Origin of the sequence: Glycomyces sp. YM15 (genome assembly GCF_016918015.1) — a bacterium.
In the GTDB taxonomy this organism is placed as follows: domain Bacteria; phylum Actinomycetota; class Actinomycetes; order Mycobacteriales; family Micromonosporaceae; genus Glycomyces.
This window is the reverse complement of record NZ_JAERMK010000015.1, coordinates 1-26,058: the sequence shown is the minus strand read 5'-3', so window position 1 is coordinate 26,058 and position 26,058 is coordinate 1. Positions and strand designations below refer to the sequence as shown.

General features: G+C 70.1%; 19 protein-coding genes. 11 read left to right on the top strand and 8 right to left on the bottom strand.

The genetic code is table 11. The features are described from left to right. Positions 1–425 precede the first annotated feature (425 nt). Entirely contained in the window at positions 426–2,204 is a 1,779-nt protein-coding gene (locus JHY01_RS16760; RefSeq protein ID WP_205326805.1) for a glycoside hydrolase family 6 protein, read from the top strand. 267 nt (positions 2,205–2,471) lie between these two features. Here the strand turns inward: JHY01_RS16760 and JHY01_RS16755 are convergent, their stop codons facing one another. Both JHY01_RS16755 and JHY01_RS16750 read right to left on the bottom strand, forming a co-directional pair. Beyond that, positions 2,472–3,170 carry a TetR/AcrR family transcriptional regulator gene (locus JHY01_RS16755; RefSeq protein WP_205326804.1) on the bottom strand — a complete coding sequence of 233 codons (699 nt, stop codon included), beginning with the start codon at positions 3,168–3,170 and terminating at the stop codon, positions 2,472–2,474. A 14-nt stretch (positions 3,171–3,184) separates the two neighbouring features. Next, positions 3,185–4,780, bottom strand: coding sequence for an MFS transporter (locus JHY01_RS16750; protein WP_205326803.1), 1,596 nt, complete (start codon positions 4,778–4,780; stop codon positions 3,185–3,187). A gap of 365 nt (positions 4,781–5,145) precedes the next feature. On the opposite strand from JHY01_RS16750, the gene JHY01_RS16745 reads away from it, so the two are divergent. Both JHY01_RS16745 and mqnP read left to right on the top strand, forming a co-directional pair. Then, positions 5,146–6,606, top strand: coding sequence for a menaquinone biosynthesis decarboxylase (locus JHY01_RS16745; RefSeq protein WP_307814477.1), 1,461 nt, complete (start codon positions 5,146–5,148; stop codon positions 6,604–6,606). A gap of 84 nt (positions 6,607–6,690) precedes the next feature. Next, positions 6,691–7,584, top strand: a complete 894-nt coding sequence (gene mqnP, locus JHY01_RS16740; protein WP_205326801.1) for a menaquinone biosynthesis prenyltransferase MqnP — start codon at positions 6,691–6,693, stop codon at positions 7,582–7,584. A gap of 302 nt (positions 7,585–7,886) precedes the next feature. Here mqnP and JHY01_RS16735 read toward each other — a convergent pair whose 3' ends face one another. After that, on the bottom strand, positions 7,887–8,615 hold the full coding sequence (locus JHY01_RS16735) for an NAD(P)-dependent oxidoreductase (protein ID WP_205326800.1): 729 nt from the start codon (positions 8,613–8,615) through the stop codon (positions 7,887–7,889). 103 nt (positions 8,616–8,718) lie between these two features. Here JHY01_RS16735 and JHY01_RS16730 point away from each other — a divergent pair, with 103 nt between their 5' ends. From JHY01_RS16730 to JHY01_RS16695, 8 genes are all read left to right on the top strand, one after another. After that, positions 8,719–9,396: a TetR/AcrR family transcriptional regulator gene (locus JHY01_RS16730; protein WP_307814475.1), complete on the top strand. Its 678-nt coding sequence runs from the start codon at positions 8,719–8,721 to the stop codon at positions 9,394–9,396. Positions 9,397–11,605: 2,209 nt separating this feature from the next. Then, a complete protein-coding gene (locus tag JHY01_RS16725) occupies positions 11,606–13,729 on the top strand; it encodes a hypothetical protein (RefSeq protein WP_205326799.1) in 2,124 nt (707 codons plus the stop codon). 81 nt (positions 13,730–13,810) lie between these two features. After that, positions 13,811–15,445 carry a glycosyltransferase family 4 protein gene (locus tag JHY01_RS16720; protein WP_205326798.1) on the top strand — a complete coding sequence of 545 codons (1,635 nt, stop codon included), beginning with the start codon at positions 13,811–13,813 and terminating at the stop codon, positions 15,443–15,445. A 121-nt stretch (positions 15,446–15,566) separates the two neighbouring features. Next, positions 15,567–16,487 carry a proline dehydrogenase family protein gene (locus JHY01_RS16715; RefSeq protein WP_205326797.1) on the top strand — a complete coding sequence of 307 codons (921 nt, stop codon included), beginning with the start codon at positions 15,567–15,569 and terminating at the stop codon, positions 16,485–16,487. A 128-nt stretch (positions 16,488–16,615) separates the two neighbouring features. Beyond that, positions 16,616–18,394: a hypothetical protein gene (locus JHY01_RS16710; RefSeq protein WP_205326796.1), complete on the top strand. Its 1,779-nt coding sequence runs from the start codon at positions 16,616–16,618 to the stop codon at positions 18,392–18,394. Between the two features lie 199 nt (positions 18,395–18,593). Further along, positions 18,594–18,797 (top strand): helix-turn-helix domain-containing protein, encoded by a 204-nt coding sequence (locus JHY01_RS16705; protein ID WP_030155806.1) that lies wholly within the window; start codon positions 18,594–18,596, stop codon positions 18,795–18,797. Between the two features lie 144 nt (positions 18,798–18,941). Continuing rightward, positions 18,942–19,043, top strand: coding sequence for a 30S ribosomal protein bS22 (locus JHY01_RS16700; RefSeq protein WP_081687713.1), 102 nt, complete (start codon positions 18,942–18,944; stop codon positions 19,041–19,043). Between the two features lie 43 nt (positions 19,044–19,086). Next, positions 19,087–19,410 (top strand): DUF2516 family protein, encoded by a 324-nt coding sequence (locus tag JHY01_RS16695; RefSeq protein ID WP_205326795.1) that lies wholly within the window; start codon positions 19,087–19,089, stop codon positions 19,408–19,410. Positions 19,411–19,484: 74 nt separating this feature from the next. Here JHY01_RS16695 and htpX read toward each other — a convergent pair whose 3' ends face one another. The 5 genes from htpX to nuoK form a co-directional block, all read right to left on the bottom strand. Then, positions 19,485–20,348, bottom strand: coding sequence for a zinc metalloprotease HtpX (gene htpX / locus JHY01_RS16690; RefSeq protein WP_205326794.1), 864 nt, complete (start codon positions 20,346–20,348; stop codon positions 19,485–19,487). A gap of 72 nt (positions 20,349–20,420) precedes the next feature. Further along, positions 20,421–21,821: an NADH-quinone oxidoreductase subunit N gene (locus JHY01_RS16685; protein WP_205326793.1), complete on the bottom strand. Its 1,401-nt coding sequence runs from the start codon at positions 21,819–21,821 to the stop codon at positions 20,421–20,423. Continuing rightward, positions 21,822–23,408: a NuoM family protein gene (locus JHY01_RS16680; RefSeq protein ID WP_205326896.1), complete on the bottom strand. Its 1,587-nt coding sequence runs from the start codon at positions 23,406–23,408 to the stop codon at positions 21,822–21,824. It lies immediately after the preceding gene. Next, complete coding sequence (locus JHY01_RS16675; RefSeq protein ID WP_205326792.1) at positions 23,408–25,207, bottom strand: NADH-quinone oxidoreductase subunit L; 1,800 nt, start codon at positions 25,205–25,207, stop codon at positions 23,408–23,410. The genes JHY01_RS16680 and JHY01_RS16675 overlap by 1 nt, the downstream gene beginning before the upstream one ends. Beyond that, positions 25,204–25,524 carry an NADH-quinone oxidoreductase subunit NuoK gene (gene nuoK, locus JHY01_RS16670; protein ID WP_205326791.1) on the bottom strand — a complete coding sequence of 107 codons (321 nt, stop codon included), beginning with the start codon at positions 25,522–25,524 and terminating at the stop codon, positions 25,204–25,206. The genes JHY01_RS16675 and nuoK overlap by 4 nt, the downstream gene beginning before the upstream one ends. Positions 25,525–26,058: the final 534 nt, after the last annotated feature.

Here is a 26,058-nt window from a genome sequence, read left to right as displayed (position 1 = left end):
GTCTCGGGGTGGTTCGGGCCCCCCCCCCCCCGCCCCCGTTGTCGGGGGGGGGCCCCCCGCCCCGCCCCCCCCCGCCGGCGTTCGTGGAACGGGAGCGGTCCTGCCGCTGCCTGCGCGACGGGCATTCGCGGGCGCCCCGCCGCAACGGCGCCCGCGGCGCGCGACAGGTTCGCGGCCCGAAGGTTCCTAACGGTCCCGTCCGGTTTCTGCGGGAGCGTTTTCACTGATTCAAGCGCTTGCCAATCTCCCGGGGACCTTCGAAAGCGTTGGCCAAATGAGACTCAGGAGCGAATTTTCCTGGTGTACCTCTTGACAGTCCATCAATATATCGGAGATTATCAATGCACATCTTGGGAGCGCTTCCCTGGATGGGCACCCGTCCGGGCCGTCTCGCGCGGCCAATCAACCCCGAAGGACATCGACACATGCACGTATCTCGAAGGAGAAGGAGACTCGCGCTCACGAGCGTCGCCGTGGGCGCGCTCGCGGCGACCGGTCTGACCTTCGCGTCGGCGAACCAGGCACTCGCCGAAGAAGGCTGCGAAGTCGACTACAACATCGTCAGCACGTGGGGCGGCGGCTTCCAGGCCAACGTCGTCATCACCGCCGACGAAGCGATCAACGGCTGGGAGGTGAAGTGGGACTTCCCGGCGGGGACCACCGTCTCCAGCGCGTGGAACGTCGACTGGTCCCAGAGCGGCACCGGCTTCACCGGCAACGACGTCGGCTGGAACGCCAGCATCGGCTCCGGTCAGAGCCGCGAGGTCTTCGGCTTCATCGGGAACGGCTCCTCTGCGACTCCGAGCCAGTTCACGGTGAACGGCGACGTCTGCAACGGACCCACCTCGCCCACCACGCCCCCGACCGACGACCCGACCGACGACCCCACTGACGACCCGACCGGGAACCCGGGCGGCGGCGACAAGGTCGACAACCCGTACCGGGGCGCGCAGGTCTACGTCAACCCGCTCTGGTCCGCGCTGGCCGCGGGCGAGCCCGGCGGCGACGCGATCGCGAACCAGCCCACCGGCGTGTGGCTCGACCGCACCTCCGCGATCTACGGCAACAACTCCCCGACCACCGGCTCGATGGGCCTTGAGGACCACCTGGACGAGGCGGTGGCGCAGGGCGCGGACGTCATCCAGATCGTCATCTACAACCTGCCGGGCCGCGACTGCGCCGCCCTCGCCTCCAACGGCGAGCTGGGCCAGACCGAGATCGGCAAGTACAAGACCGAGTACATCGACCCGATCGTCGAGATCCAGAGCCAGGCCAAGTACGCCGACCTCAAGATCGTCAACGTCATCGAGATCGACTCGCTGCCGAACCTCGTCACCAACGTGACGCCGCGGGAGACCGCGGTCGCCAACTGCGACACGATGAAGAACAACGGCAACTACGTCGACGGGGTCTCGTACGCGACGGCGGAGCTCGGCGCCCTGCCGAACACCTACAACTACATCGACGCCGGCCACCACGGCTGGATCGGCTGGGGCGACACGAACCCGCAGTACGACAACTTCTTCGCCGCGGCCGAGCTGTTCGGCTCGCTCATCGGCGAGAACGGCATGACCGCCGATGACGTGCACGGCTTCATCTCCAACACCGCGAACTACTCGGCGCTGGAGGAGCCCTACTGGGAGGTCGACCAGAACGTCGGCGGCCAGGCCATCAACCAGAACCCGAACGTCAAGTGGGTCGACTGGAACGACTTCAACAACGAGAAGGACTTCACCGAGGCCTTCCGCCTGGAGTTGATCGAGAACGGCTTCAACGAGGGCATCGGCATGCTGATCGACACCAGCCGCAACGGCTGGGGCGGCGACTACCGGCCCACCGGCCCGTCGACCTCCAGCGACCCGATCACCTTCGTGGACGAGTCCCGGATCGACCAGCGCTTCCAGAAGGGCAACTGGTGCAACCAGGCCGGTGCCGGTCTCGGCGAGCGGCCGCAGGCCGACCCCGAGCCCTGGATCGACGCCTACGTGTGGATCAAGCCCCCGGGCGAGTCCGACGGTTCCTCTGAGTTCATCGACAACGACGAGGGCAAGGGCTTCGACGAGATGTGCGACCCCGACTACCAGGGCAACATCCGCAACGGCAACAACCCTTCGGGCGCACGCGACAACATGCCGGTCTCGGGCCACTGGTCCTCCGAGCAGTTCGCGGAGCTCTTGGAGAACGCCTACCCGCCGGTCAACTGATCGGCTTAGGGCCTCCGCGAACCAAGCTCAGCGCGGAGCTCCTGCCGCCGAAGGCGGCACGCCGGTCGACCAGGACAGGCGAGCGAAACGGGCCCGGTTCACCGGGAGGCGGTGAGCCGGGCCCCCTAGACCAGATCCTCGGTTCCTTCCGGTGACCGGGCCCCGCGGGACGGCGGGGCCCGGTCGCATCTGGTCGGGGAACGGACGCGGCCTTCGCGATCGGCGGATCGTGAAGGCCGCGAGGCGTTTGCGTACCAGTGGTCGGCGCTAACCGGCCGCCGGCGTGGGGCCGAGCCCACGGACGAGGACGTCGACGATCTGCTCGACGGTGTCGGGCCCCTGCAGGTTCGAGTACTGGCCGTACACGTAGATCGTGAGCATCGGGCTGACGATCATCGCGACGGCCAGGTGCAGGTCCAGGTCGGGCCGGACCTGGCCGCGTTCCGCCCAGTACGCGAGCGTGTCGCGCACGAACTTGCGCCGCCGTTCGACGAGCCGGTCGTGGTGGCGCACGTACTCGGGGTCCTTCATGGCGAGCATCATGCACTTGACCACTTTCGTGTCGCGCGCGCCGAACGAGCGGGTCATGCTGTGGCCCATGTGGATCAGGTCGTCCCGCAGGGAGGTGCGGGGCATCGAGTCCGGCAGCGGGGCCTTGATGCTCTCGATCGCCGCGGCGATGAGCTCCTCTTTGGAGGACCAGCGCCGGTAGATGGAGGCCTTGGAGACGCCGGAGAGCTCCGCGACCCCTTCGACGCTGACATCGGAGATGTTCTCGTGCTCGGCGATGAGGTCGAGGGTGGCTTCCAGGATGGCCTGGCTGACGGCTTCGCTGCGGGGCCGGCCCTTGGCGGGGGTCGGCGCGGCGCCGCCGCCCGGACCGCCGTGGTCGGCGCCGCCGGGGGCGGCTCCGGCTTCGGCGGCATGGTCCGGGACGGTCGGCGTCTCGCTCGGCTCGGCAGGCATGGCCCGATTCTCCCTCAGGCCTCGGCCAGGGCGGGCTCGGCGGCCTGTTCCGGGGTCTCGGTCTCACGGCGCTGCCTGCCGGGGAAGAACAGGGCGATGATGATGAGTCCGACGACGGCCACGGCGATCGCGGCGAACGCGGTGGTGTGCAGCGCGTCGATGAACGAGGCGTCGGCCGCGCCCTGGACGGCGCCGGCCGCCTCGGCCGGGACGGCGCCGCCTTCGAGTGCGCTGTACGTGGCCGCGTAGGACTCGCGGGCGGCGTCGTCCAGCTGCGGGGCGGCGTCGCCCATCAGCGACTGGTAGGCCTGGGCCATGACGGTGCCGAGCACGGCCACGCCGAGCGCGCCGCCGACCTGGCGCAGGGTGTTGGCCAGTGCCGAACCGACGCCGGCCTTCTCTCTGGGGACCGCGGACATGAGCGTGTTCATCGCGGGCGGCATGAGGTTGGCCATGCCGGCGCCGGTGATGAGGAACAGGACGATGACGACCCAGACCGGGGTGTCGGCCTCGAAGACCAGGGCGGTGACCGTGAAGTTGGTGATCACCAGGAGCATCGCGACGATGCCGACGGTCTTGGCGCCGAGCTTCTGGACGAGCGTGTTCGACAGCGGGGCGAACACCAGCATCGAGGCGCCGAACGGCAGGAACAGCAGACCGGTCTCCAGCGGCGTGTAGCCCTTGAGCAGTTGGAGGTAGAAGGTCATGAAGAACATCAGGCCCATCATCCCGAAGAAGGTCAGGGTGATGATGGCCGAGGACGCCGAGAAGCGGGTGTTCTTGAACAGCTTCATGTCGAGCGAGGCGTGCGGGATGCGCTTCTCCCACAGGACGAACGCGACGAGGACGAGCACGCCGAGCGCGATGGTGCCCCAGACCTCGATGCCGGCCCACGAACCGGCGTCGCCGGCTTCGATGATGCCGTAGGTGAGGCTGACGAGGCCGATCATGGACAGGGCCATACCGACGAAGTCGGCCTTGGCCTGGCTGCCCTTGGACTCGGGGGCGAGGATCGCGACCGCGATGATGCCGAAGACGACGATCGGCACGTTGATGAGGAAGACCGAGCCCCACCAGAAGTGCTCGAGCAGGGAGCCGCCGACGATGGGGCCGATCGCGCCGCCGATGCCGACCGCGCCGGTCCAGATGCCGAGCGCCTTCGGGAACTCCTTGGCGGAGAAGATGTTGCGCAGGAGCGAGAGCGTCGAGGGCATCATGATCGCCGCGCCGGCGCCCATGAGGGCGCGGTACCAGATGAGCTGGTCGGGCGTGGTGGAGTAGGCGGACAGCAGCGAGGCGATGCCGAAGACGACGAGGCCCGCGAGGAGCATCCGCTTGCGGCCGATGCGGTCGCCGATGATGCCGGAGGCGAACAGGAGGCCCGCGAAGACGAGCGTGTAGGAGTTGATCATCCAGGCCAGGTCGCTCTGGCTCGCGTTGACGCCTTCAGGCGCGGGCGCGGCCAGGGTCTTCATGGCGACGTTCAGGACGGTGTTGTCGAGGACGACGACGATGAGGCTGATGACCAGGACGCCGAGGATGGCCCACCGGCGCGGGTGGCCTTGGTCCTCGACCTCCGCAGGGGTCGGTTCGGAACGGGTGTCGCTCACAGGGTTTCCGTTTCTGTGCAGTGCTTCGGGAGTGCATCTGAATGATGTGGGCCGCGGCGCCGACCGCGGCTGAAGCGCGAGGCGGGCGGTGTTCCGGCCCGGGGCGCGCTGGTGTTCGACTGCTGTGTTTCCGACCCGGGGTTGTCGGTCCCCGGTCGTATGGTGGTGTTGCGTCGATCCTACGCCTATACGAAACGATACGGTACCGTATCGTAATTTAGTTCACAAGTGCGGGTCCGCGACCGTCGCCGATGCGCCGCACGGCCGAGCGCCCCGGCAGTGAGTTTCCACAGCCCCGCGCCTCACACCACTGGGACGAAGCGGAGCCCGGGAATGTGACACCGGCCGGGTGGTTGAATGACTCCGTGGCACCCAAGTTCCCGTACGCAGACCTGCAGGCGTTCCTGGCCGCCCTCGAAGCCGACGGCGACCTCAAGCGCATCACCGCCGAGGTCGACCCGCACCTCGAGATCTCCGAGATCACCCAGCGGGTGATCCGCGCGGGCGGCCCCGCGCTGCTCTTCGAGAACCCGGCAGGGAGCGACATCCCCGTCGCGATCAACCTCTTCGGCACCGAGGAGCGCATGGCCAAGGCCCTCGGCGTGGACTCGCTGGGCGAGATCGGCGACCGCATCGGCGCCCTCGCCAAACCCGAGCTGCCCGTCGGCTGGGCCGGGATCCGCGACGGCCTCGGCAAGCTCCTGCAGCTGAAGTCCGTGCCGCCCAAGAAGATCCGCAAGGCCCCGTGCCAGGAAGTGGTCTTCACCGGCGACGACGTCGACCTCAACATGCTGCCCGGCCTGCAGGTCTGGCCCGGCGACGGCGGCGTCTTCCACAACTTCGGGCTCACCCACACCAAGCACCCCGAGACCGGCAAGCGCAACGTCGGCCTCTACCGGCTCCAGCAGCACGACGAGCGCTCGATCGGCCTCCACTGGCAGATCCACAAGAACTCGACCTCCCACTACGCCGAGGCCGAGAAGCGCGGCGAGCGCCTGCCCGTGGCGATCGCCATCGGCCCCGACCCGGTGATGGCCTACGCCGCCACCGCCCCGCTCCCCCCGGACATCGACGAGTACCTGTTCGCGGGGTTCCTGCGCGGCGAACGCGTCGAGATGGTCGACTGCCTGACCGTGCCGCTCCAGGTCCCGGCGAACTCGCAGATCGTCCTCGAAGGCTGGGCCGAGCCCGGCGAGCGCCTCCCCGAGGGGCCGTTCGGCGACCACACCGGGTTCTACACCCCGGTGGAGCCGTTCCCGGTCATGCGCATCCAGGCGATGACCATGCGCCAGAAGCCGATCTACCACACCATCGTCACGTCGGCCCCGCCCCAGGAGGACCACGGCCTCGGCAAGGCGACCGAACGGATCTTCCTGCCGCTCATCAAGATCATGGTCCCGGAGATCATCGACTACGACATGCCCGCCGCCGGGGTCTTCCACAACTGCGTCATCGTCTCGATCGACAAGAAGTACCCGAAGCAGGCGCAGAAGGTCATGAGCGCGATCTGGGGCCTCCAGCAGATGAGCCACACCAAGCTCATCGTCGTCGTCGACGCCGACTGCGATGTGCACGACTACCGCGAAGTCGCCTGGCGTGCACTGGGCAATGTGGACTACTCGCGGGACCTGCTCCTCACCGAGGGCCCCGTGGACCACCTCGACCACGCCTCCTATCAACAGTTCTGGGGCGGCAAGGCCGGGATCGACGCCACCGCGAAATGGCCCGAGGAGGGCTACACCCGCGGCTGGCCCGAGGCCATGCGCATGAGCTCGGCCGTCACCGCGGCCGTCGACCGCCGCTGGAAGGAGTACGGACTTGACTAGGCCCGCGTTCCTCGCCCCGCCCTCCCGCCCCCCGCGACCGCGAGACTCGAACTCGCCGAGCCTGACGGCTCGCCCCTCACTGGAGTGAACGCTGTGGCCATCGATGCCCCGAAGCCCAACCACGTCAAGGACTTCCTGAAGCTCGTCGCGTTCGAGCACTCGGTGTTCGCCCTGCCCTTCGCGTACCTCTCGACGCTCACCGTCATGGCGCTGGAAGATACCTTCTCCTGGCGGGTCCTGGTCCTCGTGACCGTGGCGATGGTCAGCGCCCGCACCCTCGCCATGGCCGCCAACCGGATCATCGACCGGAAGATCGACGCGCTCAACCCGCGCACCGCGAAGCGGGAGCTGGTGACCGGCAAGGTCAGCCTGAAGACGGCGTACGTCGGCTGCGTGGTGAGCCTCGTGGCCCTCCTGGTCTCGGCCGGACTGCTCAATCCGCTCTGCCTGTGGCTCAGCCCCCTGGCCGTGGCCCCGCTGATCGTCTACCCGTACGCGAAGCGCTTCACGAACTACCCGCACGCGATCCTCGGCCTCGCCCAGATGGTCGCGCCGGTCGGCGCGTGGCTCGCCGTGACCGGCGGCTTCGAGGGCTCGGCCCCCGCTATCGTTCTCGGTGCGGCCGTGGGCCTCTGGATCGGCGGGTTCGACCTCATCTACGCCTGCCAGGACATCGAGATCGACCGCGAGATCGGCGTCCGCTCGACCCCGGCCAGGTGGGGTGTGAAAGCGGCTCTGCACGCCTCCACGGCGACCCACGTGCTCGCCTGGGCGGCTTTCGCCTGGTTCGGCGCGCTGACCGGCTTCGGCTGGCTCTACTGGATCGGTCTCGCGGTCGTCGCGGTCGCGCTGGCCTACGAGCACACGGTGGTGAAGCCGAACGACCTCTCCAAGGTCAACCGGGCGTTCTTCACCGCGAACGGCTTCGTGGCGGTCGCCCTCTTCGCCTTCGCCCTGGCGGACCTGCTCCTGCGCTGAGCTCGAGTGTTTTCATGCGGACCGCCTTGTCGCGGCTGACCCGCATGGACCTGCACCACTTGACCAGGCTCGCACGGGTGCGGCAACTGCTGGCGAAGAAGCACGACATGTCCGGCACGGCGCTGGCGTGCTTCAGCGCGACCGGGTTCAGTGCGGACCTGGAGGCGGCCGCTTCGAGAGACGACCGCATCCACCTCGTCAGTCTCGACGATCTCCCCCCGTTGGCGGAGCCGCCAGGGACCGCGAACGTGCATGGGGCGGATATCAGGGTGCGGGTGAGCCGGCCCGGGTCCGCTCGAGGTTCAGGCCGATTCCTTCGTGTGGGCGAGTGCCGAGGGGGTCCGGCGGCCGACGATGGCGGGGGCCTCTTGGACCAGGCTGTCGTCGGTGACGGCCTCGACCATGAAGAGCGCGAAGTCGGTCCGCCGGGTCATGTTGCTTTCCAGGACGGGGTCGCCCACGTGGCGGGCCCACACGGGCAGGCCCTCGCTCGGACCCTCTTCGAGGTCCGAGCCGCGCACGACCGTCCAGCGGGTGTCGCTGCTGAAGATGAGGTCGGTGGCGCGGTACTGGTCGTCGACGTCGACGAGGCGGAGGTATCGGAAGAGCTTCGCCACGACGAGCGCGGCCTTGATCTTCCAGGAGTAGACGTCCTTGCCGTCGCGGGTGATGTGCCATCCGCACGAGAAGACCAGGCGCGCACCGGGTTTCGCGTAGTCCAGTACCGCTCGCGCGGTGCCGGAGGAGTAGTCGTGCACGCCCCAGGGGACGAGCACGGCGAGCACCGCATCGCAGCCTTCGACGGCCTTCGCGATGACCTCGCGGTCGTTCGTGTCGCCGCCAATGACGGTGATCCGGTCGGCGTAGTCGGCGAGTTTGGGGACGCTCTTCTCGCGGCAGACGCCCACGACCTCGTAGCCGCGGTCGAGCGCGTGCCGGACCATGTAGCGGCCCAGCTTCCCTGACGCGCCGACGATGCACATCCGCTTGCCCACGCCGGACTGCGGGACGATCGGGTTCGACGGTTCCATGTTTTGCTCCTCGTTCGAAGGGTGCTTCTACCTTTACACTGTACAGGAAAACTGTACAGTGTAAAGTACCGGCGATGTCCCATCGACGAACAGGGGGCGACCCGTGACCACCGGACCGGCCGATCCGCCTTCGGCTCGCGGCACGCTCAGCAGGGAGAAGGTCGTGCGTACCGCCGTGGCGATGGCGGACGCCTCCGACGGCAAGGTGCCGAGCACCAGGAAGCTCGCCGAGCGGCTCGGCGTGCAGGCCATGGCGCTCTACCACCACTTCCGCAACAAGGACGCACTGCTCGACGGCATGGTCGACTTCGTCTTCGCGGAGGTCGAACTCCCGGCCGAGGGCGCCGACTGGAAAACGGCCATGCGGCGGCGCGCCGCCTCGATGCGCGAGGCGCTCCTGCGCCACCCGTGGGCGCTCGCGCTGATGGACTCGCGGGCGAACGCCGGCCCGGCGACACTGCGCCATCACAATGCGGTGATCGGCTGCCTGCGCGCCCAAGGTTTCACGGTTGCCGCTGCGGCGCACGCGTTCTCACTGCTCGATGCCTACATTTACGGCTTCGTGCTCCAGGAGCTGGCGCTGCCGTTCGACTCGCCCGGGGACCTCGAAACCGTCGCGGCCCCGCTCCTGGAACAAGCCGCCGCCGAAGGCTTCCCTCACCTCGCCGAACTGGCCGTCGAACACGCCCTCAAACCCGGATACGACTACGCCGACGAATTCTGGATCGGCCTCGGCCTGATCCTCGACGGCCTCGAGCAGCGGCGCAGCGCCTGGTCTTGAACCATCGACCACGACCCAAGGTGGCGGCGGGGCAGCTCGCGCGGTGGAGTCCGGGACGGTTTCGGGTTGTGGTTCAAGCGGTCAGCGACGGAGCGGTGAGGATCGGGTCGGGGGCGTGATGCCGTCGTGCGGGCTGGTTGCTGGTTGCGGTCAATGCGATCAGCGACTGGAGTGGCGGGATTAGGGTGCGTTGCCGTCGCTGAGGCCGGACTCGGGATCTTGGCAGGAGTTGGGGCCCTCGCCGCGATCGCGGCCCGGGCCGGATTCGGGACCCGGGCGGGACTTGGAATCCTGGCCGCGTTAGGGCCCCGGCGGCGGTTCGCGGCGCACTGGGGCCCTCACCGCGCTTGAGGCCCCGGCCGGAATCGAGCCTGCCCCTGCTGCTGCTATCGCTGTTGCGGAAGCGGTGCGCTCGTGCCGCTGACGGCGGCGGCCGGGTGGCGCCGTGGGCCCGGTGTCCGGGGCCAGGCGACGTTTCGGTCCGGCTTCAATCCGGCGGCGATGGTGTGGTGGGCGGTGGTCCGGGGTGTGTCGCCGGGGCGGGGCCGGTGGTCGCTTCCGGTCGGGCCGGGTGGGTTGGAGCCGGGCTGCGTGTCCGGGGCCGGGGTCGTCTCTGGAGCGAGGTGCAAACCGGCAGCGAGGGAAAGGTTAGCGTTGCTTCGGCGGTGGGTCGCCGGGGCGGGGCCGGTGGTCGCTGCTGGCCGGGCCGGGTGGGTCCGTCCGGATGCCGCAGCGGCGGGGCGGTCGGCGGCACGGGAGCCGTCAGCCGCCGAGTTCGGCTCGGTTGCGCTCATGTCCATGTCCATGTCCATGTCCATGTCTGTGTCCGTGTGCATGGTCGTGGTCCTCATGCGCCTGTCGCCTCCTTCCCGCTGCTCTACTTGCTTCCCTCGCTGGCCCTGCTGGCCCTGTTGACCTTGCTTCGGCTTCCGGTTCCGGCCCTTCGGCTTTCACCTGGCCGCGCGCCGTCCCTGCCGGGGGGCGGGTGCTGGTGCCTGCCGTCCCTGAGGGAGCGGTGCGGCCTCCCGGTGGATGCCGGTGGCGGGTTCGCCTCCCGAGGATCGCTTGCCGTTCCTCGGGGTCCGTCCTGCAGTCGCGCGGGCTTGCGGGCGCGGCGCTGCCGGGACGGGGTGGTGCTCGCCATGGACGTGCTTGCGGTGTCGCCGTACCGAGTCCTCTATTCGCTCGGTGTGGCCTCACCGCTGACGCTGACGGGTCGTGCTCGAATCGCGTATGCCGCCGTGTACGGCATCGCCTGCTGGTTGGGGTGATCCCAACTAGGATCGTCCACCCAGTCACGGCCCATCGGGGGCGCGGACAGCTGCGGGCGATGGCACGGGGGTGAGATCGGACGCCTCCAGTGGAGGAGGAGCACCCTGGCTTGCGGGGTCGTCGCCTCGAAACAAGTCGGTTTGTCGGATCGGCCAGAGGCTTGTCGTAGTCTGCTTACACCTACCCCGACACCTGTACCAGTTTCCTGTCCCTGTACGTACCTCAATTGTCCCTCATGCAGCCCCCGACTGTCATCACCCACAGGTGGAGAACCTCCTCATGTTCCGCTCAGAATCGCCTGGGCTACAAGCAGACTGGCTGCCGCTCCCCGCGCTCGGGCGTGTCACCGCCCGCCCCGCCCGCCCATCTGACCCGAGCTCCGGCAGCCTGCCTCACCCCGCCACGCGCCTTTTCGTCGCTGCCAGGTTTGAGCGCAACCCACTCCGCACCGGTAGGCCCTCTGTCAGGGCGGGAAGTCGTGTGGGAGGTAGGCCCGTCGGCGGCCGGTGCGGTTCGCGTTCAGGACCGCGTCCACGATGCGGCGAAGCTCGTGCTCGGGGTCGGGCAGGCCGCGCCCGGTCCCGGCACCGGCACACGCCAGGCGGTGACGACCGGTTCGATGAGCGCCCACCGCTGGTCGGCGAGAGCACCGCGGCAACCAGCCCGTTCGCGCTCGTCGTACCAAGCAAGACGAGCGAGCCTCGGATAAGACTCGCTCGACCGACCCGATGCACCGAACCGGACCAATCACGCTCATAGAGCGCGAGGGATTCCACCGCGCCGGTTCCGCCCACACCGGGTTCCTTGCCGCTCTCGTCGCCGAGCGTCGTCGCGGAAGGATTTCATTAGCGCAGACTCATATCAATCAGCGCAAATATTGGCAAATCGGTCACTACGATGTGGACTCCTGCTTCTCGCCTTCCCAGGGAGCCCCGACGTGACCGGTCACCGGATCCTGTTGCTCACGGTCGGCCAAGCCGACCCCGCCACCCGGATCCACCGGGCCGCCGTCGCCGCCGCCGTCGCCGGATGGGACGTCCGCGTCCTCGGACGCTCCCCCGCCCGCGCCACGCGTGAGCGGCAGATCGGCCCCGGCAATGTCACGCTCGTCCCGGTGAAGGACGGCTTCGCCTTGCGGCAGCATGAGATCCGGCCCGCCTGGCGACGCGACCCTCTCGCCTACCCGAACGGTCCCGCCCGCGCGTACCGGCGGCGGCGGCTCGAGGTCGCCCGGATGCGCCTGCGCCACGACCGCCTGCGTGCCGATGTCGCGACGGCCGACCCGCTGCGCCGAGCCTCCCTCAAGGCCCGCGCGCTCGTCCTCAGCGGCCAGGGCTTCTGGCACCGCAAACGCTCCGAGCGCACCACGCGGCTCCTCGACCGCCGCCGCGACCTGGCCTCGCCGCTCGACCGCGCCGCCACCCGCTTGTGGACCCTCGCCTCCGATCCGGTGCTGTGGCAGCGGTTCCTGCCGTCCCTGTGGGACTGGGAACTGGCCTACGGACCCGAGATCGACGCGGTCGCACCCGATCTGATCCACGTCGGCGACCCCGAGCTCCTCGGCGTCGCCGCCCGCGCGAAGCTCCGCGCCGCCGCCGCGGGCCGCACCGTCCGCATCATCTGGGACGCGAGGGAACCCGTCCCCACCGGCGATCCTCGCGCGGACCTGGGCCTGGCCGCGTACCTCCGCGAGCACGCCGCGAGCGCCGACACGGTCGTCGCCGCCACCGGCCCGCTCGCCGACCGCTTGGCCGCCGAGCTCCGCCTCTCCGAACGCCCGGCCGTCGTCGGCGACGTGCTGCCCGCCCCCGACCTCGAGTTCGCCGCCGACCCCGAAAGTGAATCCCAAGTGGATGCTCTGCTCTCGCTCTACGAGCGGCGCTGCCCGTCACCGGCCCGGCCCGCGCCCGCGACCCTCGCCGAAAGCCTGCGCCGGGACGGGGCCGTCCGCTTCCCGCACCGCACCGGACCGGTCCCCTGGCCGGCCGTCGAAGGGCGACGCGTGCGCCTCGGCCTCGGCACCGCGAACTCCGCCGGGCAGCTCGCCGAGTTCGCACGCGTCCTGGCCCGCACCCGCTCCGACTTCGGGGCGGAGAGCGTCATGATCCCCTACAGCGAGCACCTCCGCTACGGCGCCGACGTCTTCGTCGAACCGAAGGACCAGGGCGAGCGCGAGTACGAGGACTGGCGTTGGGAGCGGGTCACGCAGGCGTACACGCATTTGGTGGCCGACGGGTTCCGGTCCGTGTTCGGCCGCCGGTTCGGCGGCCATGTCGGGGACGAGATCCGCGTACTCCAGCGAATCGGCCTGCCGACCGCCCTGCTCGCGCACGGCAGCGAGGTCCGCCACCCGCTGCGCCACCTCGAACGCAACGAGTTCTCGGCCTACCGCGCCGCCCCGCCCGACCTCGTCGCGCGCTTGGTCGGCACCACCGAGCGCAACCGCCGCATCGCCGAGGAGAGCGGCTTCCCGCTGTTCTGCACCACCCCGGACCTGCTCGACGACCTGCCGGTCGCGGTGTGGGTGCCGGTGGTGGTCGACGTGGACGCGTGGAGCTGCGACCGCCCCGTCTTCGAACGGAGGGTCCCGGTGGTCGTCCACGCCCCCTCGAACCGGTGGACCAAGGGCACCGACCTGATCCTCCCGGTCCTGGAGGACCTCCAGGGCCGGGGCGCGATCGAGCTGCGGCTCCTCGAAGGCGTCGCCCACTCCCGGATGCGGGAGCTGGTGCTCGACGCCGATCTCGTCGTCGACCAGATCGGCATCGGCATCTACGGCGTGCTCGCGTGCGAGGCGATGGCGGCCGGGAAACCCGTGACCGGCTGCATCGGCGAGACCGCCGTGAAGGCCTACGGGCCCGACCTGCCGGTGCTGCACACGACCGCCGAGACGCTCCGCGCCACGGTGGAGTCACTGCTCGACGACCGCGACCGGGCCCGCGCGATCGGCGCGGACGCGCGCCGCTACGTCCGCCAAGTCCATGACGGGACGCTCAGCGCGGCCCGCTTCGCGGCGTTCCTCGACGGCGCGGCTGATGTGGTGCTGCCCGCGAGATCGTGAATGCTCGTCGAATACATGCGGTTGTTACCATGGGCGCGCCCGGCGCACGCCGCATCCCGGGCCGCAGAGGGAGCGTTGAGGATGACGGACGAAGGTCGGCCCACCGCCGGATGCCGGGTAGTGATGCTGGTCGACAACGGCATCGACGGCGACTCGCGGGTGCAGAAAGCCGCCGCGTCGATGGCCGGCCACGGCTGGGACGTCCACCTCATCGGCCTCGCCCCCGGGAACAAGACCTCCCGCTTCGAACTCGGCGGCGCCACCGCCTACCGCCGCGTCGTCAAGAACTGGCCGGGCCTCAGGCCCCTGCGCCAGCGCCTCGCAGGCCTCCGATTCCCCTTCTCGTACGCGAGCCTCGCCAAGGCCGAGCTCGAATGGGAGCGTCGGCGCGTCATCCGCACCGAGCTCGCGCAGCGGCGGCTGCACGCCGAGTTGCGCGCCGAGGGCCGCGGCGGGCTCCGCGGCGGCCTGCCGTTCCTCGCCCACCGGGCGCGAGCCAAGGCGCGCGTGCGCTGGCTCCGCTTCCGGCTCGAACAGACCCGGGGCATGGCCGAGGCGCAGAAGGCCCGTCCTGACGGCCGGCTGGAGCGGTTCGAGGCGGCCTACTGGAAGCTGATGCTCGGCGACCGCAGCTGGCGCAAGCTCGATCCCTGGTCGCTGCGTTTCGATCTGGCCTTCGCGCCGCTCATCGATCAGCTGAAGCCCGACCTGATCCACGTGCACGACTACCGGATGATCGGCGTCGGGGTCCGCGCCGCGGCCCGCGCCCGCGTCAAGGGCCGCAAGGTCCCGGTGGTGTACGACGCGCACGAGTTCCTGCCGGGCGTCAAGCCGCGGAACCGGAAGTGGCAGGTCGCGCAGATCGGCCACGAGCGTGAGTACATTTCGTACGCCGACGCGGTCGTGACGGTCTCGCCGCGCATCGCTGAACTGCTCGTTGAGTCCCACGGGCTCGCCGAACTTCCCGCCGTCGTGCTCAATTCGCCGCCGCGTCCCGATCCGACCCGTGGGGACTGGGCCACTCCGGAGGGCTTCCGCGACGTGCGGGCCGCGTGCGGCCTGGACGCCGAGACGCCGCTGATGGTCTACTGCGGCGGGGCGTCGCCGCAGCGCGGGCTGCACCTCATGGTCGAAGCGCTCGGTCTGGAGCCGGAGCTGCACGCGGCCTTCGTCGTGAACCTGACCACCGGCCCGTACGTGGAGTCGCTGCTCGAGCAGGCCGAGCGGCTCGGTGCGGCCGACCGGGTCCACCTCATGCCGTATGTGCCCTATGACGTGCTGACCACCTTCCTGGCCACCGCCGACGTCGGGGTCCACCCGTTGGAGACCGGGCTCGTCAACCACGAGGTCGGTTTGAACACCAAGTTCTTCGAGTTCATGCACGCGGGGCTGCCGATCGTCATCAGTGACGTGAAGGTGATGTCCGAAGAGGTCCGCCGCCTGGGCATCGGCGAGGTGTTCCGGTACGGGGACGCCGAGGGCCTGGCGCGGGGCGTGCGGGCCGTGCTCGACGACCGGCCCGGCTACACCAAGCGGTACGCCGAGCCCGGTTTCCTCGACGAGTTCACGTGGGAGGTGCAGGCGGCCCGCTACGACGAGATCTACCGCCGCCTGCTCGCGGGCGGCCCCGAGTCGAGGGTGCCCGCCACGCGTGCCGACCAAAGTGGTGCGAATCAGGCAAATCAACTGTCGATATTAACGCGAACAGAGGTCTGAGCCTCCTAACACCTTCGAAGAATAAGATTTCTCGGCATGTTCGTCTTCGTTTCCAATGTTGCGATGCACGTGTTATGCCACCGTGACCGGCGCACGGGTGGCGGACGGCTACGCTGCAGACATGCTGCGTTCTGTCATTCTCGCCGCCGCCCGGTCATCGAAGATCGAGCGGCTCGTCGGTACCGCGCCGGTGACGCGATCCCTCGTCCGCCGCTACGTCGCGGGCGAGACCACGGCCCATGCCGTCGCCACCACCAGGACCCTCGCGGCCGACGGCCTGCTCGCGACCCTCGACTACCTCGGCGAGGACACGGTCGTCGTCGAGCAGGCCGACACCACCCGCGACGAGTACCTCGGCCTCCTCGCCGCCCTCAAGGACGAGGGCCTCGCGAAATCCGCCGAGGTCAGCGTCAAGCTCTCCGCCGTCGGTCAGCGCATCGACCCCGAGCTCGCCTATGACCGGGCCCGCGAGATCTGCGCCGCCGCCGACGACGCGGGGACCACGGTCACCGTCGACATGGAGGACCACACCGTCACCGACTCCACTCTGGAGATCGTGCAGCGCCTCCGCGACGACTACCCGTCCACCGGGGCCGTGCTCCAGTCCTACCTCCGCCGCACCGAGGACGACTGCAAGTCGCACGCGGTGCCCGACTCGCGCATCCGGCTCTGCAAGGGCGCCTACAAGGAGCCCGAGTCGGTCGCCTACCAGCGCGGTCTCGACGTGGACCGGTCCTATGTGCGCTGCATCAACGCGCTCATGGCCGGCGAGGGCTATCCGATGCTCGCCACCCACGACCCGCGGCTGATCGAGATCGGCATCGACCGGGCGCGCTGGTACGACCGCGACAAGGACTCGTTCGAGTTCCAGATGCTGTACGGGATCCGCCCGGCCGAGCAGCTGCGGCTGGCCGCGGAGGGCTACCGGATGCGCGTGTACGTGCCTTACGGCGACCAGTGGTACGGGTACCTGATGCGCCGCATGGCGGAGCGTCCGGCGAACCTGGCCGTGTTCGCTCGGTCACTGTGGACCAAGTCTTAGAAGGTTCTGAGGAGCCGGGCCGGATCGTTCCGCGGTCCGGCCCGGTGCTGCTCACGGGCCTGGACGACCGGCGCACACCCGCTGCTCGGGGCTCGCACGGGTAGCGATCGACGACTACAGTTGCGAACGTGACTCAAGCCCCCGAGGACTTCACCCCGGACTCTCCCGAGCGCGACCACCCCGGCGAACCCCGCCCCGGGCAGGCGGCCTCGGCGCCGCTCGTGCCCGGACAGCGGTCCGGGTCCGAAGCGCCGCGCGGCATCTCGCCCGAACCGGTGCTGCCGCAAGCGGACACGGGCGACGCGGCGATCCCGCAGGCCGCTCCGATGCCGCCGCTCCCGGAGCCGACGGCGCCGCCGTCGGCGCTCCCGGTCGACATGCTGCCGCCGGGCGCGGTCCCTCCCGGGGGAATGCCGCAGGGCCCCATGCAGGGTCAGATGCCGCCGGGCCAGTACCACACGGCGCCTTACCAGGTGCCGCACCAGGGCGCGGGTCACGTCCAGATCCCGCCGGGGCCGATCCCGGTCACCGCGATGCCGCCGTGGCCCGGCCAGCCGATGTACTTCCCGCCGCGGCCCGACCGTGGGCGATCGCGGTTCGGCACGATCCTCGTCGTGCTGCTGCTCGTCACGGGCTCCGTCTTCGGCGGGGCCCTCGTCAACGGCTGGCGTCCGTCGTTGCCCGCCGCCGAGACCGGCACGATCGAGGGGCTCGCGGTCCAGCCCGGCGAGGGCACCGTCCCCAGTCCGGGCCCGAACGCGTCCGAGGCGGAGATCCTCGCCTACCTCAAGGAGCAGGCGCAGCTCGTCCTCGACGCCCAGGGCGAGTCGCTCATCAACAACAGCCTGGAGGGCTGGCTCGCCGCGTACGACCCGACGCTGCACGACCAGATGACGCGCCGCTTCGACTCGCTCACCTCGATGCAGGTGTCCCGCTTCGACTACCAGATCGCCTCGGGTCCGATCGAGGACGCTTCGGGCGCGGTGCCGCTGTACGACATCTCGGTCGCGCTCTCGTACTGCTTCGTGGAGCCGGCGGGCACGTGCAAGGCCGCCGACATCGTGTTCGACTCGCGCTGGCGCGCGGGTGACGGCGGCCTGGTGATGGTCGAGGTGTCGAATTCGGAGTACGGGGAGGGCCCGCACCCGTGGGAGGTCACCGACCTCGTTGCGGCCGTTGGCGAGCGCACCGTCACCGCGGTGCCGCTCGCGATGGCGGACCGTCTCGACGAGGCCCTGGAGGTCTCCGAGGCCGCCGCGGTGAACGCGGACCAGTGGGCGTACTGGGAGAAGCCGGACCGGTACGTCGTCTACATCGCCAGCGACGACGAGTTCGAGACCTGGTTCGGGGGCTTCTGGGACTCCGAGGACGTGCTCGGGTTCGCGCTGCCGCTCTCGGGGACGGTGGACGGCGAGCGCCAGCCGTCGACGTACGCCACGGTGATGGGTGTGGACCGGACGGGCTGGGGCTACGGCCTCACCTCGGTGATCCGGCACGAACTCGGCCACGCCGTGACCCTGTGGGCCGCGCCGTCCGAGCGGTACGCGGACGACACGTGGTGGATGGTCGAGGGCGTCGCCGAGTACATCGACCACGGCGACCGGGACCTCGACGAGTACGACCGCACGCTCGACGTGCGCGACTACGTGGCGCAGGGCGGTTGCGAGACGGACATCCTCCCGCCCGACGGGGACGACGACACGCTCGCCGGGTCCGGCAAGTACGGGTGCGGGTTCCTCGGCGTGCACTACATGATCGACGAGTACGGGGTCGAGAAGTTCACCGAGTTCTTCGGCGCGACGGCCCGCGAGGGCGAGCCCGCCGTCGACGCGGCGCAGGCCGTGTACGGGAAGAGCTATGCCGACCTGATGCAGGAGATTACGGCCTTCATTGCCCAGACCGTGTGAGATCGGGTGTTGCCGGGTGGCCCGGACTGCCGTAACATGAGCCTCATCCCAATCGAAAGACATCAACGTCACAGTCTGTGACGACCGACTTGTTTCGGTTCATATGAGTACGCGTCTCTCCAGGCACCTCAAACACATCACACAACCCCACGTCCTTGCATAAGTGCTCGCAACAGCCCTCGACAGAACGGTGAGACACATGAGCGAACCCGGGGACCTCCTCGATGAGGTCAAGTTCTTGACGGTGACGGAGGTGGCCGAGCTGATGCGCGTCTCGAAGATGACGGTGTACCGGCTCGTCCACAACGGCGAGATCGCGGCGGTGCGGGTCGGGCGCTCCTTCCGCGTTCCCGAGAGCGCCGTCAAGACCTACCTCTCCGAAGCGCTCCAGACCGACGACTGATCCCCCCTCGGCCCGGCAGGTCCCGCCACGCGCAGCTGTGACGGGGCCTGCGGTTCCGCTCGCCCGGCGCGGGGGCCGCCGGGCACGCGCGTTAGGCTGGTCGGGCTCGAAAAATTGTCTAGTGAACATCTGTGAGGAAGCTCTATGGGCTCGGTCATCAAGAAGCGGCGCAAGCGCATGGCGAAGAAGAAGCACCGCAAGCTGCTCCGGAAGACCCGCGTGCAGCGTCGCAAGCTCGGCAAGTAACCGAGTCGACCGGCTCCCGAGTACCTGCGGGTAGGCTGATCGCATGCCAGAGTTCGCAGCAGTGTTCGCCTTCGACGTGCGCGCTTACGTCTTTCTGATCATCACGCTCGGCGCCGCCCTGCTTTCAGTGATCGCTCTGACCCACTGCGCGGTGCAGAAGCCCGACGCGTTCAACGCCGTCGGCACCCTGTCCAAGGGCGCGTGGCTCGGCATCCTGGCGGTCAGTCTCTTCCTGTCGCTGCTGTTCATGCAGCGGCCGGGGTCGGGGCTCATCTTCACCCTGGTGGCGATAGCCGCGGCGCTGGTGTACCTCCTGGACGTGCGGACCGGATTCAAAGAGCTCCGCGGCGGCGGTTCGTCGTACTGAGCGGTTCCGCTCGAACACGTGAGAAAGCCGCGTCGACATGGTCGACGCGGCTTTCGCCATGCCCGTTGCGGCGGTCAGCGGACCACGCCGCGGGCCATGTCCCGCAGGCGCTTCACCCGCTCCGCCGTCGGCGGGTGGGTCGAGAACAGGCTCGCCAGCCCGCCGCCGCGCAGCGGCGACTCGATCATCAGGTGCGACTGCTCCGCGATGCGGCTGTCCGACCGCGCCGGCATCCGGTCGACCCCCGCCGAGATCTTCTCCAGCGCGCTCGCGAGCGCGAGCGGGTCGCCGGTGAGGCGCGCGCCGTCGGCGTCGGCCTCGTACTCGCGTGAACGCGAAACGGCCATCTGGATGAGCCCCGCCGCGAGCGGGCCGAGGATCATCGTCAGCAGCAGCACGAGCGGGTTCGGCCGGTCCTCGTCGTCGGACGCGAAGAACGGCAGGAATATCGCGAGGTTCGCGAGCATGGTGATGATGCTGGCCAGCGCCCCGGCGACCGAGGAGATGAGGATGTCGCGGTTGTAGACGTGCGACAGCTCGTGGCCGATCACGGCCCGCAGCTCGGCGGGCGTGAGCAGCTGCAGGATGCCCTCGGTGACGGCGACCGCGGCGTTCTCGGGGTTGCGGCCCGTGGCGAACGCGTTCGGCTGCATCGTGGGGGAGCGGTACAGGCGCGGCATCGGCTGGTTCGCGCGGTGCGCGAGCTCGCGCACCATCGCGTACAGCTGCGGGGCCTGCGCTTCCGTCACCGGCTGCGCCCGCATGGCGCGCAGGGCGATCTTGTCGGAGTTGAAGTACGCGTACGCGTTCATGCCGACGGCGATGACCGCTGCGATGAGGACGCCCGTGGAGCCGCCCAGGACGTAGCCGATGGCGATCACGAGCGCCGACATCGCGCCGAGCAGCACCGCCGTCTTGAGGCCGTTGTGGTGCTTCATGGTGTTGGATTCCCTCCTTGTGGGAAGAGCAACGCCTTCGTTACGGCCAGTATTTCTCTGTGAGCTGGGAACTCAGTGAGAAATGGCGGTGAAGTCCAACACGAGCTGCGGTGCGAGCGTGACGGCGAGCAGCGCGAGGCCGATCGCGGCGACGGCGATCGCGGAGCGGCCCTTGGCGGTGGCGGGGCCGCGGCCGAGGAGGACGGTGCGGGCGAGCGGCAGGTAGTAGGCGAGCCCGAGGATCGAGCCCGCGGCGACGATCGCGGCCAGCCACACCGCGGAGGAGGCGAGGACTTCGAGCACGGCCACCTTCGCGAAGGTCCCGGCGAGCGCGGGCGGCAGTCCGGCCAGTCCGATCACGGCGAACAGGAAGACCGAGGCGGGCAGGGGGGCGGACCGCCAGAGCCCGGTGAGCTCGGTGATCGGACCGCCTTCCCCGGATTCGCGGACGGCCGTCAGCGCGGCGAACGCGCCCGCCTCGAGGAGCACGAAGAACACCGCGTACGTCAGCGCGGCCGAAGCCGCCGCGGCGGTGTCCCCCCGGCCCGCCGTCGTCGCGACGATCGCGAGCGGGGCGAGCGTGTACCCGGCATGGGCGATGCCGGACCAGGCCAGCAGCGGCACCGTCCGGCGCTGCACCAGCGCCCCGAGGTTCCCGACCACGATCGAGGCGACGCTCAACGCCGCGACCACGATCCCGGTGCTCGCCCCGGCGTCGGTGGCGAGTCCGAAGTAGACCACCCAGACGATGGCGACCGCGCCGCCGAGCTTCGAGGCGCTGGCGAGGTAGGTCGCGACCGCGAGCGGGGCCCGTTCGAGGACCAGTGGTGCCCAGGCGTGCAGCGGCGCCGCCGCGAGTTTGAACGCGAGGCCGCCGAGCAGCAGCGCCGCCCCGGCGGCCACGAACCCGGGGGCCGCGTCCGCCAGTCCGGCCGCGAGCCCTTCCAGGTGCACGGTGCCCGCCGCGGCGTACAGGAACGCCGCGCCCATGAGCGCGGTCGCCGAGGAGGCGATCGAGGCGATCAGGAACGTCACGCCCGCTTCGGCGCCGTCCCGGCCGGGTTTCGTGACGAGCACGTACAGCGGCACGGTCAGTGTCTCGAGCGCCACGATCAGGGTGATCAGGTCGCGGGCGCCCGCGAGCGTGATCCCGCCCGCCGCCGAGACCGCCAGCAGGAACCAGTACTCGCCCGACTGCCGCCCGCTCACCGCGGCCACCAGGACGCTCAGCCCGGCGAACAGCGCGGCCGCCCCCATCGCCGCGTCGTCGGCCACATAGGAGTGCCACTCGCCCACCGCGAACGTGGCCCGGTCCTCCCCGCCCGACACCCACAATGCCGCGACCGCGGACGCACCGAGCCCGGACATCATGCAGGCCTTGGCGAACCGGCCCGCGAACAGCGCGAGCACGGCCGCGCCGGCCGCGAGGTACAGCGGCAGCATCGCCACGTGGTCGATCAGTTGCACCTGCATCTACAGCAGCCCCTCGCCGAACAGGTCCAGCAGCGGGCCCGGCATCAGGCCGAGCAGCAGCGTCCCGGCCACGAGCGGCGACCAGACCACGAGCTCCGCGGTGGAGGTGTCGCCGATGCCCGAGGTGGCGGGCACCAGCGGGCCGTGGCTGACGCGCCGCAGCATCCGCAGCAGGTACGCCGCCGCCAGGAACGCCCCGAACGCCGCGGCCGCGGCGAGCGCGAGCCAGGCGCCGCCGCGTTCGGCCGCGGCGTAGACCGTGAAGGCCTCGCCCCAGAACCCCGCGAGCCCCGGGAGCCCGAGCGATGCGAACGCCGCGAAGCCGAGCAGCCCGGCGAATACGGGCGCGGCGAGCCGGAGCCCGCCGAGCGAGCCGAGGAGGCCGGTGTGGGCGCGGGCCTTGAGGGCGCCGGCGAGGAAGAACAGGAGGGGCGTGATGAGGCCGTGCGCGAGGTTCCCGAAGAGCGCGGCGCGGATGCCCGCCTCGGTCCCGGTGGCGAAGGCGAGGACTACGAAACCCATGTGGCCCACGGAGGAGTAGGCGATGAGGCGTTTGAGTTCGGGGAGGCTCAGGCACACCAGGCCCGCGACGAGGATGCCGAGGACGGCGAGCACCGCGAGGACGGGGGCGGCGTCGGCCGCGCCGTGCGGGGCGATGCCGCCGGCGACGCGGATGAGGCCGTAGGTGCCGAGTTTGAGGAGCACGCCCGCGAGGAGGACCGAGCCGGCGGTGGGCGCGGCGGTGTGGGCGTCGGGCAGCCAGGAGTGCAGCGGCCACAGCGGGGCTTTGACCGCGAATCCGATGGCCAGCAGGGTGAATACGAGCAGCGAGATGCCCGGGTCGACGCCTCCGGCGACGATGATCGCTCCGAGGTCGGCGGTCCCGGTGTCGGCGACCGCGACGAACAGGCCCGTGGCCATGATCAGCGACCCGCCGACGGTGAACAGCGCGAACTTCGCGGCGGCACGGCGGCGCGCGGCCGGATCGCCGTAGCGGCGGATGATCGCCCACATCGGGAGGAGCACGGACTCGAACGCGATGAAGAACAGGATCAGGTCGTCCGCGAAGAACACGAGCGTGGAGGCGAACTGCACCGCGAGGAGCAGCGAGGTGAGCACCGGCGACGGTATCCCGGGCACCTCGGAAGCATCGCCTGCGGCCCGACCTCGCACATTGACGGCTCGCAGGCGTCGCCGTGGCCGGCCCCCGGTGGCAGCGCCAGGCGGGGGAACCTGCAGCGCGGCCGCAGTGCGGCGTTCCGCACCGAGCGCATTGTGGAGGCAGCACAGCAGCCCCAGCAGTGCCGTCAGCAGCGCGAGCGGCCACGACACCCCGTCCACCGCCAACGAGAAATCCAAGTAGAGCGAAGGCGCCCAAGCGAACTCGACCTCGTGCCACCAGCCGCCGCTGAGACTCCCGCCGACGCTGACCCAGTCGCCGCCGCCCCGCCCCACCGGCAGCACCGCGACCGCCGCCAGCGCCAGCGCGGCCGCGCCCGCGCCGATCCAGTGCGCGAACGCCCGGTCCCGCCACGCCCACACCAGCACCGCCCCGAAGAACGGCACCGCCACCGCGAGCACCAGCATCAGGTCCACAGACTCACCCCGATCGCCACCACCGCGACCAGCAGCGTCCCCGCCGCGCTCAACCGCAGGTACCGCACCAACCCGCCCCGGTGCCCGGCCGCGGTCTCCTCGGCCGCCGCGAGCGTCGCCCGCGCCGAGCCCTCCACCGCCGTCCGGTCGACCAGCCGCTCGTCGAGCGTCCGCGCGGTCGCGCTGGCCGTCCGGGCGATGGCGCGAGTCGTTCGGTCCGCCAGGCGTTCCGCGTGGAGGCCTGCCGCGAGTGCGGGTCGGGCCCGGCCGAGGACGCCGGCCGGGTCGCGTTCGTCGTCGAGCGCGGGCACCGCGCGCCGGTGTCCGCGCCACCACGCGTCGGCGATCACGGCGAATCCGCCGAGGGTCGCGAGCAGCAGTAGTGCCATGAGGTCCAGGTGCAGGTCAGGCACGTGGAACAGATTCGCGTAGTACACCATGCCGACCCCGGCCGTGGCGAACATCAACGCCCACAGGCTGAACGCCTCGGCGCGGGGCACCTTCACCGTCTCCATCGCCGGCGCGCCGCGCCAGAACAGCAGCAGCCACAGCCGCGCCGAGTACGCGGCCGTCAGGATGCTCGCCCCGACCCCGGCCCAGAACACGACCACCCCGGCGGAGGTCCCGGCCTCGTAGGCGGCGCCGAGGACGGCTTCCTTGCTGAAGAAGCCGCCCAGCGGCGGCAGGCCTGCCATCGAGGCGAGCCCGATCGTCATGGCCCAGAACGCCAGTGGCGAGTCGCCGGGGCGCAGTCTGGTGGACCGCAGCGAGCCGTTCGTGCCGGCCAGTGCGATGACGACGCCTGCGGTGAGGAACAGGAGTGCTTTGAAGGCCGCGTGCGAGACGAGGTGGAACAGCGCCGCGTCTCCGGCCGTGACGGCGACCGCCGCGAACATGAAGCCGACTTGGCTCACTGTGGACCAGGCGAGTACGCCCTTGAGATCCGTTGCGGCGAGCGCGCAGAGGCCCGCGCCGACCATGGTCACCGCCGCCACCAGGGCGACGACGATGGTCAGGTGCGCGGGCCAGACGGGGATCAGGCGGGTGAGCACGTACGCTCCGGCCGCGACCATCGTGGCGGCGTGGATGAGCGCGCTCACCGGGGTCGGGCCGGCCATGGCGGGGGGCAGCCAGATCTGGAGCGGGAACTGCGCCGATTTGCCGATGCAGCCGAACAGGATGAGCAGCATCGCGGCGGCGGCCGTCCCGTTCGGGACGTGGGCGACTTCGCTGATGCGGAAGGATCCGGCGGAGGCGCCGAGGATCATCACGCCGAGGACGAACGCGACGTCGCCGAAGCGCGTCACGAGGAACGCCTTGGCCGCCGCGCCGGGCGCTTCGGGGAGCTTCGCGTAGTGGGCGATGAGGAGGTAGGAGCAGGCGCCCATGACCTCCCAGCCGATGAGGAGGAACACGAGGTCGTCGGCGGCCACGACGAGGAGCATGGCGGCGCAGAAGAGGTTGACCTGCGCGGCGAACGGCGGGTAGCGCGGGTCGTCGCGCAGGTACGGCGCCGAGTAGACCTGGACGAGGAGGGTCACGAACGCGGTCGCGATCGCCACGGCCGCCGCGGTCCCGGAGAGGTCGAGTGCGAGGTCGACCTGGATCGGGCCGAAGTCGGCGAGGGTCAGCGCGAACCGCGGGTTGACGATGGCGCATATGGCGGCCATGGCGAGGGTGAACGCGGGGGCTGCGATGGCGAGGTACGTCGCGGGGCGGCGGTGGCGGGAGAGGAGCCCGGCGAGGCCCGCCGCGGCGGGGACGCCGATGAGGAGCAGGCCGGGGGTCATCGGCGGCTCCGGGTTTCCGGCGGCGCCTCTTCAGGGAGGTCGTCGGTGTCGATGGTGGAGCGCTCGCGCCACAGATTGAGGATGAGCGCGAGGCCGACGCCGACTTCGGCGGCGGCGATGACCACGATGAACAGTGCGAAGCTCTGCCCCGTGTAGGCATTGTGGACGAGGTCGGCGGTGACGAGCACGAGGTGCACGCCGCCGAGCATGAGTTCGGCGGCGGCGAGCTGCAGCACGGCGTTGCGGCGGGTGAGGACGCCGTAGAGGCCGATCGCGAACAGCCCCACGGCGATCAGGAACCCGATCAGCGGATGCACAGCACCCTCCCCGCAGGGGTGAGATGGGTCGATCGGGGCCACATGGCCTCATCTTGGACTACCGGGCACCCCGAAGTCCAGCGTCGAGACCGTGTTGATACTCGTCGATCCGATTGACCGCGGGACGGTCGACCTGGGCGGCGGCTTGCAGGGAATGGTCTCGAGGGGGGCGGGGTTCAAGCGGTCAGTGACGGAGAGGTGGGAGAGCGGTCCGGGTCAGGTGGCGCGCCTCGGGTCGGGTTCGGTTGGGACGCAGTCGATCAGGCCGGGCGTGGGGCGGGGGAACGTGAATGGTTTCGCATCGTGTGGGTGATGACAGTCGGGGGCTGCATGGGGGACAATTGAGGTACGTACAGGGACAGGAAACTGGTACAGGTGTCGGGGTAGGTGTAAGCAGACTACGACAAGCCTCTGGCCGATCCGACAAACCGACTTGTTTCGAGGCGACGACCCCGCAAGCCAGGGTGCTCCTCCTCCACTGGAGGCGTCCGATCTCACCCCCGTGCCATCGCCCGCAGCTGTCCGCGCCCCCGA